General features: G+C 68.6%; 9 protein-coding genes and 1 pseudogene. 5 read left to right on the top strand and 5 right to left on the bottom strand.

The features are described 5' to 3' along the window. Positions 1–820 precede the first annotated feature (820 nt). Both ACSNOA_RS22200 and ACSNOA_RS22195 read left to right on the top strand, forming a co-directional pair. Positions 821–2,032: a sensor histidine kinase gene (locus tag ACSNOA_RS22200; RefSeq protein WP_436661052.1), complete on the top strand. Its 1,212-nt coding sequence runs from the start codon at positions 821–823 to the stop codon at positions 2,030–2,032. Beyond that, positions 2,029–2,688: a response regulator gene (locus ACSNOA_RS22195; protein ID WP_436662409.1), complete on the top strand. Its 660-nt coding sequence runs from the start codon at positions 2,029–2,031 to the stop codon at positions 2,686–2,688. Before ACSNOA_RS22200 ends, ACSNOA_RS22195 begins: the two co-directional genes overlap by 4 nt. Here the strand turns inward: ACSNOA_RS22195 and ACSNOA_RS22190 are convergent. Further along, entirely contained in the window at positions 2,573–4,681 is a 2,109-nt protein-coding gene (locus ACSNOA_RS22190) for an MMPL family transporter (RefSeq protein WP_436661050.1), read from the bottom strand. The two genes, ACSNOA_RS22195 and ACSNOA_RS22190, sit on opposite strands and share 116 nt — an antisense overlap. A 375-nt stretch (positions 4,682–5,056) precedes the next feature. Here ACSNOA_RS22190 and ACSNOA_RS22185 point away from each other — a divergent pair. Beyond that, positions 5,057–5,445: pseudogene (locus tag ACSNOA_RS22185) on the top strand (transposase); the annotation flags it as partial. Positions 5,446–6,027: 582 nt separating this feature from the next. Further along, positions 6,028–8,106, top strand: a complete 2,079-nt coding sequence (locus ACSNOA_RS22180) for an amino acid transporter (RefSeq protein WP_436661049.1) — start codon at positions 6,028–6,030, stop codon at positions 8,104–8,106. Between the two features lie 100 nt (positions 8,107–8,206). Here ACSNOA_RS22180 and ACSNOA_RS22175 read toward each other — a convergent pair whose 3' ends face one another. The 3 genes from ACSNOA_RS22175 to ACSNOA_RS22165 form a co-directional block, all read right to left on the bottom strand. After that, positions 8,207–10,060, bottom strand: coding sequence for a potassium transporter Kup (locus ACSNOA_RS22175; protein WP_436662408.1), 1,854 nt, complete (start codon positions 10,058–10,060; stop codon positions 8,207–8,209). 1,213 nt (positions 10,061–11,273) lie between these two features. Further along, positions 11,274–11,741, bottom strand: coding sequence for a DUF4231 domain-containing protein (locus ACSNOA_RS22170; RefSeq protein ID WP_436661047.1), 468 nt, complete (start codon positions 11,739–11,741; stop codon positions 11,274–11,276). A 194-nt stretch (positions 11,742–11,935) separates the two neighbouring features. Beyond that, complete coding sequence (locus ACSNOA_RS22165) at positions 11,936–12,169, bottom strand: hypothetical protein (protein WP_436661046.1); 234 nt, start codon at positions 12,167–12,169, stop codon at positions 11,936–11,938. 273 nt (positions 12,170–12,442) lie between these two features. On the opposite strand from ACSNOA_RS22165, the gene ACSNOA_RS22160 reads away from it, so the two are divergent. Next, positions 12,443–13,117 (top strand): GmrSD restriction endonuclease domain-containing protein, encoded by a 675-nt coding sequence (locus ACSNOA_RS22160; protein WP_436661044.1) that lies wholly within the window; start codon positions 12,443–12,445, stop codon positions 13,115–13,117. Positions 13,118–13,294: 177 nt separating this feature from the next. Here ACSNOA_RS22160 and ACSNOA_RS22155 read toward each other — a convergent pair whose 3' ends face one another. Then, positions 13,295–13,492, bottom strand: a complete 198-nt coding sequence (locus tag ACSNOA_RS22155; RefSeq protein WP_436661042.1) for a hypothetical protein — start codon at positions 13,490–13,492, stop codon at positions 13,295–13,297. Between the last annotated feature and the right edge of the window lie 119 nt (positions 13,493–13,611).

The raw sequence follows: 13,611 nt of genomic DNA, 5'->3' as shown, positions 1-13,611 counted from the left end.
CCGGGCGCGCCCCCATGGCCTACAGTCGGCTGGCGTTCGGCGGGCCCGGGCGGGCTGGGCGACTGCGACATGGCGCCTCCGACGATGTTGTGGCGTCTTCTGATTGTCGTCACCAACCTGGCCGTGCACGTTCCACCAACCGGGGAACAGGCACCAAGCGCATGGCCCGGTCGTCAGTCGGGTCGAACTCAGCGGCTCCAGGCGGTGGCTACTCGCGGTGCTAGAGACGCTGGATTTGCGTGGCGGCGGAGAGGGTTGTCCTGCTGTGGCTCAGCTGGCTCGGACTGTAGAACTGACACGTCCGGGAGCCGACGATGGAATCGACGTACCCAGCGCACGACATTGGCTCAAGGCAAGTGGTACGACACCGCCAGCGGCGAGTGACAGTGGCATGCTCCTGTTCGCGTCACGCCTGGCAGCGCTGTCGCCACTATCGTCCACTGGTCAGCTGGCTGGGCGGATTGCGGGATAGTCCGGCCACCGTCCTGCTGAAGCCGCCTGCTCGATCTGTTGAACGACCGCGGTCCTGACGCCCTGTGTAGACGGCTTGCAGTACCGCCCCGCCGACGCCTGAAGCACCGGGTCGGCGAGTTGTCGAGGCGGCCGCTGCCCGGCCGATCAGCGAGACGCCCAGGTCAAGGCCGGCGAATTACCGACGCCGGTCGATCCCTACGCTCGCGGCCCCGAACCCAATTCCTCCTGGCGGAGCGGTGTCCAGGCGTTGCGAGGCGCAGCGGTGATTCCGATGCCCGGACCGATCTGGCTGTCGATTTTGTTGACCCTGGTTACGTCGCTGCGATGACGTCGGCTGAGGTGATGGTTGCGTACGGTCGAGACCGTGGACCGGCTAGCAATGTGGTGGGCGACGGCTTCCCGTGGCGGTGTGCGGGCGGTCTTGGCCGTCGACGGCGCGCTCGCGGTGACGCTGGGTGCGCTGGCGGAGCTCGGGGCGGCCGATGCGGCCAATGATCGGGGGCTGCGGCTCGGAGTCGCTGGTTTCGCGCTGGTGGGGGTGGCGGCTGGTGGGTTGGTGCTGCATCGCGTCTGGCCCGTGGCGGCGCTCGGGGTGTCACTGGCGGCGACGTTGGCCTACCTGGCACTGGGTAATCCGTACAGCTCGATTCTCCAGCTGGCCTCGGTGGCGGCGTATTCGGTCGGTGCCTGGTGCGCGAATCCGGTGTCGCTCGTCGCGTTGGCCGCTGCTGTCGGCGTCTACATTCCGGTCGCCTGGTGGGGCGGCGGAACGCCGTGGCCGGCGTTCGGGGTGGGGCCGCTGGCCGTCGTGTGGTTGGTCGTGCCGTGGCTGGTAGGAACGACCGTGCGAGGCTACCGCGGGGTGGCGGCGCGGGCGACGGACGCCGAACGGCGTGAGCACGTGTACCGCGAGCGGCTGCGGATCGCGCAGGAGGTACACGACGTGGTGGGCCACAGCCTTGCAGTGATCAACATGCAGGCTGGGGTGGGCCTTCATGTGTGGCAGCGGCGGCCAGAGCGTGCCGCCGAGGCGTTGCGGGCGGTGCGGCAGACCAGTAGCCACGCGTTGGAGGAGCTGCGGGCCACGTTGGCGCCGCTGGAGGCACCGGAGCCGGAGGGTCGGCCCGGCACAGAGCCGGATCGGCGGCCGGTGGCGCACCTCGCCCGAATTCCCGAGCTGGTCGAGGCGGTGAACCAGGTCGGGGTCGAGGTGACACTCACCGTGCGGGGCCCGCGGCGGATGCTGCCGGCGGCCGTGGAGCTGGCCGCGTATCGGATCGTGCAGGAGGCGTTGACCAACGTGGTGCGGCATGCCGCGGCCGACCGGGCCACCGTCCGAGTGGCGTACGGGCAAGACGGGGTCTCGGTGACGATCAGCGACAACGGACGCGGACCCGCCCCCGGGAGTACGCCCGGGCGAGGGCTGATCGGGATGCGGGAGCGGGTGGCAGGGGTGGGTGGCACCTTCTCCGTGGGGGCCAGAGCTGACGGGGGGTTCGAGGTGCACGCGGTTCTGCCGGTGGCGGGGGCGGGAGATGGCACATGGATCACCAGGTGATCCGCTTGGTCGTGGTTGACGAGGAGCCCCTGGTCCGGATGGGGTTGCGGATGCTGGTCGAGGACGAGCCCGACATCGCACTGGTGGGCACCGCAGCCGATGGCGGCCTCGGGTTGGCCGTGGTGCGGGAACAGCGGCCCGACGTGGTGCTCATGGACATACGGATGCCGGTGCTGGACGGCATCGAGCTGCTGCGCCGAGTCGTCGCCGACCCCGAGCTGGCCGGCACCCAGGTGGTGATGCTGACCAGCTTCGACCTCGACGAGTACGTCTTCGACGCGCTGCGCGCGGGCGCCTCGGGCTTCCTGCTCAAGAGCGCGGAACCGGTGGAGATGCTCCAGGCGGTGCGGGTCGTCCGAGCCGGGCAGGCGCTGCTGTCACCGGCGGTCACCCGGCGTGTCATCGCGCGGTTTGCCGGACCAGCCTTCAGCAGGGGCGGTCCGAAGCCGCGGCTGTCGGTGCTGACGGAGCGGGAACGCGAGGTCGTGGGGTGGGTGGCGGCCGGGCTGTCGAACGACCAGATCGCCGAGCGCCTGGTGCTCAGCCCGGCCACCGTCCGTACCCATCTGAGTCGTGCGATGTCGAAACTTCACGCACGGGACCGGGCGCAGCTGGTGGTGTTCGCCTATCAAGGTGGGCTTGCGGTGCCCGACTGAGCCGGCCCGGCCACCAGATCCGGCGGCCGACCCAGACCGCCATCGCAGGCACCAGGAGGACGCGGACGACGAGCGCGTCGACCACCACGCCCAGCGCCACCAGCAGCCCGAGCTGAATGTTCAGCACAACCGGTGTGATGGTCAGGACCAGGAAGGTCGCCGCCAGCACCACCCCGGCGCTGGTGATCACGCCGCCGGTCGTGGTCAGAGCGCGCAGCACCCCGCGGCGATGTCCGTGGGATTCCACCTCCTCACGCGCCCTGGCCATGAGAAAGATCGTGTAGTCGATCCCGAGGGCCACCAGGAACAGGAACCCGAGGGTGAGTACGGTCTGGTCGGTGCGCGGGAACCCAAGCGCCCGGAACAGCAGCCCGGCGCCCCCCAGTGCCGCACCCGCCGAAAGCACAGTGCAAGCGAGTAGCAGCAACGGGGCGAGCACTGCCCGCAGCAGCAGCCCCAGCACCAACGCGACGACTACGAGGATGAACGGCACGATGACGGTCAGGTCCCGGTTCATTGCCCGGTTCTGATCCAGCAATGTGGCCGCCTGGCCGCCGACCAGGGCGTCACCGTCCCGAACGCTCACCCGGGCCCGGAGCCGCTCGATCGTCTCCTGGGCCACCGTGCCGGCCTGTGGGGCATCCAGAACCACCGGAATCCGAACCCACTCGCCGGAACTCGACCCTTCGGTCGGCCGTACCGCGGCCACTCCGGGCGTGTCCCGTGCCGTTACCGCCACCTGGTCTGCCACACCGGGTGACGTGTAGACCATGGCGGGGACGGCGGTGCCGGCGGGGAAGTGCGCGGCGAGCAGCTCCTGTCCACGTACGGAGTCCGGCTTGCGTGTGAAGCTGTCGGCCCCGGCGAGCGTGCCGACCTGCAGCACCGAGATTCCGGCGCTCGCGGTGACCAGCACCAGCGTGGTCAGCACCCAGACCCGGCGTGGCCGGCGTGCCACCAGAGTCGCGATCGCGTCCCACCTCCGATGGCGGGGCTCCTCGATAACGCCGTTGGCCGGCCGGGGCACCCGCGGCCAGAACACCCACCGGCCCGTGGCCACCAACACCGCCGGCAGCAGCGTGGTCATCGCCAACAGAGCGGCGATCACCGCCGCCACCGTCACCGGCCCGAGCCCACGAGTGGAGGTCATCTCTGCGGCCAACAACGCCAGCGCCGCAAGGACCATCGTCGCGGCGGAAGCCAGCACCGCCGGGCAGACCTTCCGCAGCGCAGCCGCCATCGCGGCGTGCCGGTCCGGATGACGCCGCAGCTCGTCACGGTAGCGGGAGACAAGCAGCAGCGCGTAGTCGGTGCCCAGCCCGAACACCAGCACCACCACGAGGGCAGACCCCGAACCGGACACCAACGCCCCAGCCCGCCCGGCCAGGTAGGTGCCGCCCTGCGCGACGACCATTCCGGCAGCCACGCACAGCAGCGGCACGGCCAACAACAGCGGGCTGCGGTACGTGACCAACAGAACGATCGCCACCACGCCGACAGCGGCCACGGTCAACCCGCTGTCCACCGCACCGTTCGCCCTCACCGCGTCCGTCCGCGAGGCGGCCGGCCCGGTCACTTCCGCGTCGAGTGCTGCCGGCAGCCCCTCATCAACCACTGCCCGCGCCCGGTCCACCACATCGTCGACCTCGCCGCTGTCGAGCCGGGGGCCGGCGACGGGGACAGTCAGCGTCACCGCCTCCCGGCCGGCGGACTCCACCGGCCCGGACACCGGGCCGTCGCCGAGACCCGTCAGGCCGGCGCGGTCCCGGTCCACCACAGCGCGGTCCCGTTCGGTGAGCCCGCCGCGGCGGACGTAGACCACGACCAGTGCGACGGTGTCGCCGCTACCGAACTCCCGCTGCGCCACCTCTACCGCCCGGGTCGACTCAGCCCCTGACGGCATCCAACTCGTCTCGTCATTGTCCTGAACGCTGCCCACCATGCCGGCGAGCCAGCCGAAAAACCCGAGAGCGACCAGCCAACCGGCCAGCACCAGCCACTTCCCCCGCCGCCCTGCCGGCAACCCCACCAACCTGTGCCAGAGACACACCGCCGCTCCCCACCCACACCACCACCAGCCGATTCACGGGCTACGGTGGCCCAGGCACCCGGTCGCGCGCATCATCGTCGGACCCTCTCCGCGCATCACGTCACACGACGTACCCCGGGTACGCCGGGTGTGCAGGCCGCCAGCACATGTCGCGCCTCTTAACCATGGCCGCATCGTTCACCGGCAAACCTTTGTTCGACACCGGGCTGCCGGTGCCGGCGCCCCACCGGCACCGGCGAGGACCGTGGGGACTGTGGAATCTAACGGTTTTTCCGGCCTGACCCGCCGGGCGTGGTGCCCGGCGAGGAAGGTGGCGTGATGATCGCGACATTGAACGGGGTGACTGGACGGAAAAAGAGGCCCGAGCCTCGGCAGAGGAGCAGGCCGCTGCCGAGTTGATCGGGCTGGCCAAGGAACAGGGGTTGTCGCTGACTGGCCCGGACGGGCTGCTCAAGCAGCTGACCAAGACGGTGCTCGAGACCGCGCTGAACGAGGAGATGACCGAGCACCTGGGCTATGAGAAGCACGACCCGGCTGGCGTGGGGTCGGGCAACATCCGCAACGGCACCCGGTCCAAGACGGTGCTGACCGAGGCGATTGGTCATGTCGAGATCGATGTGCCACGCGATCGGGCCGGGACGTACGAACCGCAGATCGTCCGCAAGCGGCAGCGCAGGTTGTCCGGGGTCGACGAGGTCGTGTTGTCGACGGACACCGAAGCTGGCGGGTGTTGCGTCGCCCGCCCAGTCCGTCGACCGGACCTGATCCCGCACCTTCAGCCCCCACTACCTGATCGCCCACGGCCGCGCCGACGCGGGCGGCACGTCTGGACACTCGCCACTGCGCACGGCCATCGCGGACTGCCAAGCAGATGACATGAAGCTGCTCGGGCTAACGCTAGTAGTCGACCGCCCGCAACGAATCGGCACCACGTCCCACCGTAATGCCCACCCGTTGTTCGGGCGATAGCAGCGACCTGCGCCCCCTCACTCACCCAACCGGCAGGGAGGCGTGGGTGCGGGCGTCTTCGGACTCGCGACCTCAGTCCGGCATCGTGATGACCGCGGTCACCCCCGCCCGGTGATCATCGCAGCTGGCCTACAGCCGCCGTCGGTGGCAGCGGCAGTGCCACCAAGGCTCCTTGCGATACACATCCGAATCACATTTCGGTCCGCTGTGTCGGGGTGGATCGAGTCCGATGGCGGGTGGGTACTGTGTCTGCTGCTTGCGCGATCCACGCCACAGCGGGCGGGAGGCGGCGATGCGGTCGAGGCAGGGACGGAGCCGACATGAACAGCGAACGGGGATCCGGCGCGAGGGCGAGCCGCAAGCCAGGCGGTACGCCGTCGCCCCGCGGCGACCAGCACCGCGATGGCCGCCCACCGGTCAGAACCCTTCCCGAATTCGTCGACGCGCCCGCGGCGAGACGCCCCGCGTCCAAGCCGATCAGCCGGTGGTTGCTCAAACACCGCGTGCAGCCAGCAGGCCCGGAGGCTGGCGAGTCGCACGCCACGCTCCACAGCTGGTGGAAGGTGATGTGCCTGACCGGCGTGGACTACTTCTCCACCCTGTCCTATCTGCCCGGCATCGCGGCCCTCGCGGCCGGAGCGTTGTCACCCCTGGCCACCCTGCTGATCGTGGCGCTGACCCTGTTCGGGGTGCTGCCGATGTACCGGCGGGTGGCGCGGGAGAGCCCGAACGGGCAGGGTTCGGTGGCGATGCTGGAGCGGCTGTTGCCGTTCTGGAAGGGCAAGCTGTTCGTCCTGGTGCTGCTCGGGTTCGTGGCCACCTCGTGGATCATCACGATCACCCTGTCGTCGGCGGATGCCACGGTGCACCTGCTGGAGAATCCGCTGTTGCCCGACGGCTTCCCGCACGGCACCGCCGCCGCGGTGGTGGTGACGGTGCTGCTGCTGCTGGTCTTGGGCGGGGTGTTCCTGCTCGGCTTCAATGAAGCCGTCGGCGTCGCGATTCCCCTGGTCGCGGTATTCCTGGCGCTCAACGCCGCTATCGTCGCCGTGGGCCTGGTCGACATCGCCCGCGATCCGGCGCTTATTAGCGGCTGGACCGATGCCCTCACCAGCGGCCGCGGTGGCATCGGCGACATCGTCGGCCCAGCGGTCGTGGCCTTCCCGCTGCTGGTGCTGGGCCTGTCCGGCTTTGAGACCGGGGTCAGCATGATGCCGTTGGTGAAGGGCGAGGGCGAGGGCGTGGACGACGCGCAGCGCTTGGCGGCGAGGATCCGCAACACGAAAAAACTGCTCACCGCCGCCGCTGTGATCATGTCCGGCTACCTGGTCACCACCACGTTCGTCACCACCGTGCTCATCCCCGCTGCGGAGTTCCAGTCCGGCGGAGAGGCCAACGGCCGCGCGCTGGCATATCTGGCCCACGAGCGACTCGGTGGAGCCTTCGGCACGGTCTACGACGTCAGCAGCGTGCTGATCCTGTGGTTCGCCGGCGCGTCGGCGATGGCCGGTCTGATCAACATCGTGCCCCGCTACCTGCCCTCCTACGGCATGGCTCCCGAGTGGGGGCGCGCCGTGCGCCCCGTGGTCATCGTCTACACCCTGATCAGCATCACCATCACCATCGCCTTCGCCGCGGACGTCGACGCCCAGGCCGGCGCTTACGCCACCGGCATCCTGGCGATGATGGTGTCCGGGGCCGTCGCGGTCACCATCTCCGCGCTGCGCCGCCGGCAACGCGCCGCCACCGCCGGGTTCGCCGTGCTGACGGCCATGTTGGTATACGCGCTTGTCGAGAATGTCATCGAGAAGCCCGACGGGATCGCGATCTCCGGGCTGTTCATCGCTGGGATCATCACTGTCTCTCTGATCTCCCGCGTTTCTCGCACCACGGAGCTGCGCGCCGAACGCGTCGAGTTCGACGAGCCCGCCCGCCGGTTCGTCGGCGAGTCCCTCGTCCACGACGGCCGGCTGCACCTGATCGCCAACCGGCGCCAGAGCGGCGACGCCAAAGAGTATCGCCTCAAGGAACGGACCCAGCGCGGCATCAACCCCGTCCCCGGCGCCGCCGACGTGCTCTTCCTCGAAATCGACGTGGTCGACCCCTCGGAGTTCAGCGGTGTCCTGCACGTCACCGGCGTCGACGTCGGCGGGCACCGCATCCTGCGTGCCACCGCCCCCGCCGCGCCCAACGCCATCGCCGCGATCCTGCTCGCCCTGCGCGATGCCATGGGCGTCCGACCACATGCTCACTTCGAGTGGTCCGAGGGTAACCCGGTGGCGCACCTGCTGCGGTACCTCCTCCTCGGCCGCGGCGATACCCCACCTGTCGTCCGGGAGATCATCCGCAAGGTCGAACCCGACCCTGCTCGCCGACCAGGCATCCACGTCGGTGGCTGAGCTGCCACCACGCCGGCCAGGCCCGGGGAATCGACATCCTGGCATCGACGCGATGACCTGTTGATTGGGTGTCATTCGTAGGCGCTTGTCGAGGCGGAGTCTAGACGGGGACTTCGGCGCTGAGGACGATGGTGAGTTCCTCCGGCAGGTGAAGGAACTCGGCGTGGCTGGCGGCGTTGTGAGCAAGGGCGATGAACAGTCGTTTACGCCAGGTGGCCATTCCCGGGCTCCGGGTGCAGCGCAGCGTGATCCGCGAGACGAAGTAGGAGACCTGTTCGCAGTCGATTCCTTCTGCAAGGGGGTAGGTGGTGGCGCGGCGTAGGACCTCGGGGAAGTCGGTGGGGTCCTGGAAGCCGAAGACGGCGGTGATGTGGATGATGCCGTCGTCTGGGTCGCCGAGATCGTCGATGGTCAGCCGATGATCCCACGGGATGTGGGGGACGTTCGCGGTGCTACCGGTGATGATGACGATCTTCTCGTGGCGTACGTGGTTGTGCGCGACGTTCGCCCGCAGCGCCAGGGGAGTGGTCTCGTTGCTCGGGTGGGGGAACACCGCGGTGCCCGGCACCCGCGGGATGTTGGCGGCGTGCAGGGTGTCGATGAATTCACGGAGCGGGCCTTCGCGTTCGATCCGCCGGGCGGTGACCAGTTTGGCTCCGCGCCGCCAGGTCAGCAGGAGCGTGAACAGGACGATCGCGATGAGCAGAGTCAGCCAGCCACCGTGGGTGACCTTGGCCAGGTTCGCGGTGAAGAAGGTCAGCTCGAGGCTGCCGAAGACGAACGCGAACAACGCCACCCGCCAGGTGCTCCAGTGCCACTGAACCCGCGCGACGACGAGGAACAGGGTCGTGGTGATCAGGAACGTACCGGTGACCGCCACCCCGTACGCGGCGGCGAGGTTCGTGGATGAGCCGAACGCGAACACCACCAGCAGGACCGCCGCGAACAGGGCCCAGTTCACCCCGGGCGCGTAGATCTGCCCGTACTGATGGGGCGAGGTCTGCCGGATGCGCAGGCGCGGCAGGAAGCCCAGCCGCATGGCCTCCCGAGACACCGAGAACGCCCCGGAGATCACCGACTGGGACGCGATCACGGTGGCCACGGTGGCCAGGACGACCATCGGCAGCTGCGCCCAGACCGGTAGCAGCAGGAAGAACGGATTGTCCCGACTCTCCGGTGCGCGGAGGACCAACGAACCCTGGCCGAGGTAGTTCAGCGTCAATGCGGGAAACACGATCGCGAACCAGGCCCGGCGGATCGGGGCGCGACCGAAGTGACCCATGTCGGCGTAGAGCGCTTCGGCGCCGGTGATCGCCAGCACCACGGCGCCCATCGCGATGAACGCGATGACGGGGTGGTCCACGACGAACAGGACCGCATAACTGGGAGACAGCCCGGCCAGCACGCTCGGATGACGTATCACCTCAGCCGCGCCGGCGACGCCCAGACTGGCGAACCAGAGCAGCATGATCGGCCCGAAGACCGCCCCGACCCGTCCGGTGCCCCACCGCTGGATGGCGAACAGCAGGGTGAGGATCACCGCCGACGCCGGCAGCACCACCACCGCCAGCCCCGGCGAGGTGACCTCCAGCCCTTCCACCGCCGACAACACCGAGATCGCCGGGGTGATCACACTGTCGCCGTAAAACAGAGCAGCACCCAAGGCGCCCAGCGCCAACACAGTGGCGGCGCGCCTTTCGCTGCCCTTGACCAGCATTCTCCCGGCAAGCGCGGCCAAGGCCATCACCCCGCCCTCGCCCTCGTTGTCGGCCCGCAGGATGAAGATGACGTACTTGACCGACACGACCAGGATGATCGACCAGAACACCAGCGAGATCACCCCGAACACGTCCGGCGCGGTCGGCACCAAACCACGATCCAGGGTGAACACCGTCTTCAACGCGTACAGCGGGCTCGTCCCAATATCGCCATACACCACACCCAACGCGCCCAGAGCCAGCCCGAGCCCCGCCGTCCGATGACCCGCAGACGCTGTCCGGGACGCCGACTCGCCACTCTTCGCCGGCCTCTGGTTCAGGCTGGGCTGTTCGTCGTCCGCTAGCTCCGCCACCCCAAAGGCATACCAACCAACACGCCACCGCCTTGGTCGTATGTCGGAATCGGTGGCGACGGGGCGCCGACCTGCCGCATCAGCAGGGACGGCACCGCCGTCAAGGTCTCCGCTACGGCGCCAGCGGCGCGACAGCAAGAGGTTCCCGTACCCGGACGGGCGACTCCGGCCGGAGCCAGCGGCAGCCGGCGTTGCGCGGTTGCGCTCGGATGACTGATCGACGGCAGGGCGAACGCCGCGGCGTGTACGGGCAACGTGGTCAGGGCGACGCGACGGTGTAGGCGTCCGACCGCGACACGCGGAGTGGCGGCCGGACGGCCGCGGGTTCAGCTGCTAACCGGTGCGGCGAGAGCGGCGCGGCGCGGGCGGGCGACCGTGCTTTAGGGCTATGACAATGGCCGGCCACCAGGCGCGGAGCAGCAGCCCGCCGATGAGCCCGACAGCAGCGCCAGCTATGCCACACCGCGCGGGCCGCCGATCTGGCATCGGCTAGGCGCGCCGCCGCGTTTGCTGACCGCCTGCGCCGCCTGGCTGAGCAGGGACAGGCGGGAGATCTGTAAGAACTGACCGGCGGGTTCAGACGACGACGCGGCGCACACCGGCCAAGCGCCTTCCTCAGGCGAGCAGGCGCTGGTCTTCACAACGTCCCGCCGTGCGGTGCCTGAACGATTAGCCCCTGCCCGGCGTGCATGCCGACGTGGCTCGGAGGATGAAAGCCAAGTTCCTCAATTCCACACCGGACCTCAGCCGCCCAGGCGTGTCGTCGGTGGCGACCCTGCTACGGCCCAACCCCACGGCCTTGATTGCCCGGCCCTTCAGCGACGACCCAATCAGCAGCGACACCACCAACGGCACGAGGCGTGGCGACCGCGTCAGCTGCGGGCACGAGAGGCCTTGCAGCACGGCCTGACGTGGTGCCGGTAATCGGCCCGCGGCCGAAGGCAAAATTGTAGCCGTAGCAGCTTCAAGTCACTGCAGTGCTCGCCGCGTCCGGAGTGTCAACAGAGCCTAGGACCCCGCCAAATGAGACTCGGGTCTCACGTTCAATGCCCTGACACGGGCTTTCAGCACGTTGACCTCTTCGGCGGACCCGAAGTTATGGGTGCTGGCCGGTGCGGCGCGCCTCAGTCCACTGGCGTGAACTATCCGCCCAGATCTCTTGCAAACGCGCGAAGTACTCGTCCAGGTCGTCCGACCGCAGCTCGTCCGGGCCCGCTTTTGCCAGGTGGTACCTCAAATCGTCTTCGAGTCGGTGCAGGCGACCCTTCATTTCCTCCATAAGGACCCAACGGGACCGCCAGTTGAAGAAGGACTCGACGGCCCCTGCGAGCGTGGTCAACGCCACCATAGAAAAGGCAACGCTCGCCCAGACATTTAGGTCCTGCAGACCGAGAATCACGGCTGACGAGGCGGAGAGAGCGAGAGTTGTCAGCCTAATCAGCGAGGCGTTGCGACTGAACGTCCGCGTTCGGCTGCGCGTGTACTCAATACCGTCCCGAATTTGCGTGACGAGCCGAGATGCAAGCTCGGTAGGCTGGAGATTGACATCGAACTGCGCGGCCAACGCTGTCTCCGATCTCCGACTTGGACGGGATCGGAGCGGACTGTAGCAGGCCTTGCCTACACGAGGCGGCTTGGTCAAGTGATCACGGCACCCGGAGTGGTCCAGAACTTCTGCCGCGGCTGCAAGCCGCCGTCCCCGGCCAGCGCCTAGATCAGCCGTTGGGCGTCGCCGAGCCATAACGACAAGCTTCGCCGTCACACGTCCTGGCCGACCTGCCCCGCATAGTGGAAGGTTGGCGGGTCGCTGTCGTCGTCGTGGCGGACGTAGCGGAAGTGGCGGGTGGAGGCTGGGCCGTCGCTGGCCCCGACGTACACCCCGGTTTGAGGCAACACGACTTCTTCGGGCAGCAGCCCGGACTCGTCGACCTCGATCGGGGTAAGGCGGCCGTCGACGGGACCACCGAGAAACCATGCCTCCACCGCAGGCATCGCTGTCCTTCCCTCCGCCACAGGCCGCCGAGCGTTGAGCGGCCGGCGTCAAGACGGCGTAGCCGTTCCGCAGACCCAACCTTTACGTGATGCGCGCGCTCCGGTCGGTGCCCTACCGTAGCCGCCACCGACGACCATGGGGAACTCGGCCATGCGCCTTGCCTTGGTCGTGACCGTTTGATCGGACGTCGTCAACCTGTCACGGGATGGCTGGACGCAGGTCACACCCATCGGAGATTGTGAAATTCTTACCCGATGGGCAGGAGGCCCCCCATGCGTCTGACGCGACTCATCAATCACCGAATGCTGTGGCGTCACCGCGCAGCGGTCGCCGCGATCGGAATGCTCGCCGGTGTGGGCGTTGTCGGTGCCGCGGCCATGCCTGCGTCGGCCACGCCGCCCGGTATCCCGTCCAAGGCGACCGCCCAGTCGCAGCTGAACGGGCTGCGGGTCGCCACGCAAGGGTCGCTCACCGGGTACTCGCGGGACCTGTTCCCGCACTGGATCACCATCAGTGGCAGCTGCAACACCCGTGAGCAGGTCCTCAAGCGTGACGGCACTTCCGTGGTCGTCGACGGCTCCTGCGCTGCAACGTCGGGCCGCTGGTACAGCCCGTATGACGGGGCGACCTGGACGGCCGCCTCCGACGTCGACATCGACCACGTGGTGCCGCTGGCCGAGGCATGGCGCTCCGGCGCCAACTCGTGGACCACCAGCCGCCGGCAGAGTTTCGCTAACGACCTCACCCGTCCGCAGCTGATCGCCGTGACCGACAACGTCAATCAGGCCAAGGGCGACCAGGACCCCTCGACGTGGCAGCCGTCGCTGTCGTCCTACCGGTGCACCTACAGCAAGATGTGGATCACCGTGAAATACACCTGGAGCCTGACCCTGCAGTCATCGGAGAAGACCGCCCTGCAGAGCATGCTCAACACCTGCAGTTCCTGACCACCCGGTCCGTCTCCGCCGCGCTGCCCGCCTCGGCAGGACGGCGCGGCAAGGAGACCCTTGCATGATGGTGCTGCTGTGCCGGCCGCCGACGTGAGACGGGCGGCCGGCATTCCAGGCAGAGAGCAGGGTCTCGCCGGAAACGGTTGATAGGTGTCTCGCTCACGCCAGCAGGCGTCATTCGCACCGGTCCTCGGAGCCGCGCACGTACGGCTCGCAACAGTCGGGCCTGTGTTGGTGCACCCGCAGATCCCGGCCGCGCGACCGCCCGACGTCCGGGGTGCGCTCGTAGAGACACGCTCGCCAGACGACGGTCTCACCGCCGCCCTCGACGACCTGCCCGTCGCCCGGGCCACCGCGCAGCAACACCTCCATCCGACTGGCGTATCACGCGCGAAGCTGCCGAGGAGGGGAAGGCGCCGAACTGGCCTGACGAGGTGAGGGAACCGCACACCTCGCCGGCCATAACCAGCCCAGACCGCCTCGTTCTGTAG

The organism is Micromonospora sp. URMC 103 (genome assembly GCF_051386435.1).
GTDB lineage: Bacteria > Actinomycetota > Actinomycetes > Mycobacteriales > Micromonosporaceae > Micromonospora.
Note: the sequence above shows the minus strand (reverse complement) of the source record. Positions and strands in the feature narration are given on the sequence as shown.

Excerpts from the sequence above, each read along its gene's own strand:
- ACSNOA_RS22180 (WP_436661049.1), top strand. The coding sequence starts at position 6,028 with ATGAACAGCGAACGGGGATCCGGCGCGAGGGCGAGCCGCAAGCCAGGC.
- ACSNOA_RS22165 (WP_436661046.1), bottom strand. The coding sequence starts at position 12,169 with ATGCCTGCGGTGGAGGCATGGTTTCTCGGTGGTCCCGTCGACGGCCGC.
- ACSNOA_RS22160 (WP_436661044.1), top strand. The coding sequence starts at position 12,443 with ATGCGTCTGACGCGACTCATCAATCACCGAATGCTGTGGCGTCACCGC.
- ACSNOA_RS22155 (WP_436661042.1), bottom strand. The coding sequence starts at position 13,492 with ATGGAGGTGTTGCTGCGCGGTGGCCCGGGCGACGGGCAGGTCGTCGAG.